Here is a 2,102-nt window from a genome sequence, read left to right on the forward strand (position 1 = left end):
GTTTCGAGATGTTTTTGGCTTAGCCGCGCTTCAAAAATGCCCGTGCCACGTAAAGGCTGATCGCCGCGGCATTCGATACGTTGAGCGAATGGATGGCGCCGGGCATGTCGAGCCGCGCCAGCGTGGTCACCGTCTCGCGGGTCTTCTGGCGCAGGCCTTTGCCTTCGGCGCCCAGCACCAGGGCGATCTTTTCTCCGGCAAAGCTCTTTTCGAGTTCGGCCGGCGCGTCCGAATCAAGCCCGATGGTGCGAAAGCCGGCCTCGTGCAGCTGGCCGAGCGCTTCGGCGAGGTTCTTCACCTCGATCTGGTCGATGTGCTCCAGCGCGCCCGAGGCGGATTTCGCCAGCACGCCCGATTCCTGCGGGCTGTGGCGGGCCGTGGTGATCAGCGCGCCGGCGCCGAAGGCGACCGCCGAGCGCAGGATGGCGCCGACATTGTGCGGGTCGGTGATCTGGTCGAGCACCAGCACCAGATTCGCGTCACCAAGCGCATCGAGCCGCTTGGCTTTAAGCGGCTCGGCCTCGATCAGCACACCCTGATGCACGGCATCCGACCCTGTGATCTTGTCGATATCCCTGGGTTCGACCAGTTCCGTCTTGAAGGGCAGGGCGGCGAGATCGGCGATTTCGAGGCGCTCGGCCGCATTGCGCGTCACCAGCATCTTCCTGATCTTGCGGCGCGGATTGTCGAGTGCGGCGCGAACCGTGTGCAGGCCGTAGAGCCGCACCAGTCCGTCCGCGGCATTTTCGCCCGGCGGAACCGGCTGTCGAGGCCGGAACGCCGGCGCGCCGCCGCTTTTCTCGTCGCGATAGGCGCGGCGCAGCTTGGCGTAATGGGTGTCTTTGGGGGTGTTGGTTTTATCGCTCATGGCTGGCTTCTATAGCGGTGTCCTCCGGCCAAGGATATGGCCCGCCGTCACAGCCGGCGAACAACATCGAAAAACGCTGGCTGCGCGGTTGACACCCAATGGCCTTGCCGCCATAAGGCGCTGCGCTGGTTTCGGAGAACACATAACTCGGGTCCGGATCGGCGTGAATGCCTCGTTGCATGGCTCCGGCGGCAGACTGGAGAGGTGCCCGAGTGGTTAAAGGGGACGGACTGTAAATCCGTTAGCTTAGCTTACGTTGGTTCGAATCCAACCCTCTCCACCACTGCCGGCCCGGAAGCCCTGAAACGCGACAAGAATCGGACCGAAAAGTGCATGGCGCTTTTCGGATGAATCCGGTACTTCAGGTAAGGCGCGGGTATAGCTCAGTGGTAGAGCAGCAGCCTTCCAAGCTGAATATGCGGGTTCGATTCCCGCTACCCGCTCCAGACACTCATCCCATCACCGGCAAGCCGAAGCACTGCGCACGAAGCGCAGCGCTCCAATTGTCGTGGCTGCGCCGCGTCAGCTGTTGAACGCGGATGCGACCTGGTGCTGCTGCGGCACCTGGCCATTCGGCGTCAGCTTGTCGACGATGCCGGGCAGGGCGGTGGACAGTTGCTTGAGCAGTTCCTGCTCGTCCAGTCCGGTCCGTTGCGCGATCTCGCGGATGATCTGCGGTCCGATCGCGGCGCCAAGATCGTTGGCGTTGATCGACTGGTTCTGGCCGGTTCCGACCCAGGAGTCCGCGGTGTTGCCGTGACCGGCGTCCCGGAGCTTTTCGAGCAGTCCGCCCAGGCCGCCCAGCAGGCCACCGTCGGCGGATGTGGTTTCCGTCGGGACGGGGGCGGTCGGAGCGGGCACGGGAGACTGTTCCGGCTCTTCGGCACTTCTGCCGCTCAGCATCTTGCCGACCAGCAATGCGCCGAGTGCGATCATCAGAGGTTTGGTGATGTTGCCGCCGGGAACGGCGTTGTCAAAAAGTCCCATCGTGGATCCTCCATAGCGACCAAGGCCCGACCCCTCCTCAACAATGAAGCATTCGGGCGGAATTTCAAGCTGGCTTGAGGTTTTGACAATCATATGAAAATGTTCGGCTGGCGAGGGGATGGAGAGGAAAAAATGGGTATCATCAGCTGGATCATTCTCGGCGTGGTCGCCGGCTTCATAGGCAGCAAGATCGTCAACAAGACCGGCCAGGGTGTCATACTGGATATCGTGCTGGGCCTCGTCGACC

Annotated in this window: 2 protein-coding genes, 2 tRNA genes and 1 pseudogene; 3 read left to right on the forward strand and 2 right to left on the reverse strand. The window is 62.5% G+C overall.

Annotated elements, in window-relative coordinates; translation table 11 throughout:
• Window positions 1–19 precede the first annotated feature (19 nt).
• On the reverse strand, window positions 20–868 hold the full coding sequence (rlmB, locus tag EN994_RS28580) for a 23S rRNA (guanosine(2251)-2'-O)-methyltransferase RlmB (RefSeq protein ID WP_063168075.1): 849 nt from the start codon (window positions 866–868) through the stop codon (window positions 20–22).
• Window positions 869–1,066: 198 nt separating this feature from the next.
• Between rlmB and EN994_RS28585 the strand changes: the two genes are divergently transcribed.
• Both EN994_RS28585 and EN994_RS28590 read left to right on the forward strand, forming a co-directional pair.
• Window positions 1,067–1,151 (forward strand) — tRNA-Tyr (locus EN994_RS28585).
• An 89-nt stretch (window positions 1,152–1,240) separates the two neighbouring features.
• Window positions 1,241–1,314, forward strand: a tRNA-Gly gene (locus tag EN994_RS28590).
• Window positions 1,315–1,390: 76 nt separating this feature from the next.
• On the opposite strand, the gene EN994_RS28595 is transcribed toward EN994_RS28590, so the two are convergent.
• Complete coding sequence (locus tag EN994_RS28595) at window positions 1,391–1,855, reverse strand: YidB family protein (protein ID WP_024505802.1); 465 nt, start codon at window positions 1,853–1,855, stop codon at window positions 1,391–1,393.
• A 132-nt stretch (window positions 1,856–1,987) separates the two neighbouring features.
• On the opposite strand from EN994_RS28595, the pseudogene EN994_RS28600 reads away from it, so the two are divergent.
• A pseudogene (locus tag EN994_RS28600) lies at window positions 1,988–2,102 on the forward strand (GlsB/YeaQ/YmgE family stress response membrane protein); the annotation flags it as partial.

This window comes from Mesorhizobium sp. M7A.F.Ca.CA.002.09.1.1, from assembly GCF_003998555.1.
GTDB classification, from domain to species: Bacteria; Pseudomonadota; Alphaproteobacteria; order Rhizobiales; family Rhizobiaceae; genus Mesorhizobium; species Mesorhizobium ciceri.

What these genes read in the sequence shown, in the direction of transcription:
- rlmB (WP_063168075.1), bottom strand. Translation starts at nt 868, where the DNA reads ATGAGCGATAAAACCAACACCCCCAAAGACACCCATTACGCCAAGCTG.
- EN994_RS28595 (WP_024505802.1), bottom strand. Translation starts at nt 1,855, where the DNA reads ATGGGACTTTTTGACAACGCCGTTCCCGGCGGCAACATCACCAAACCT.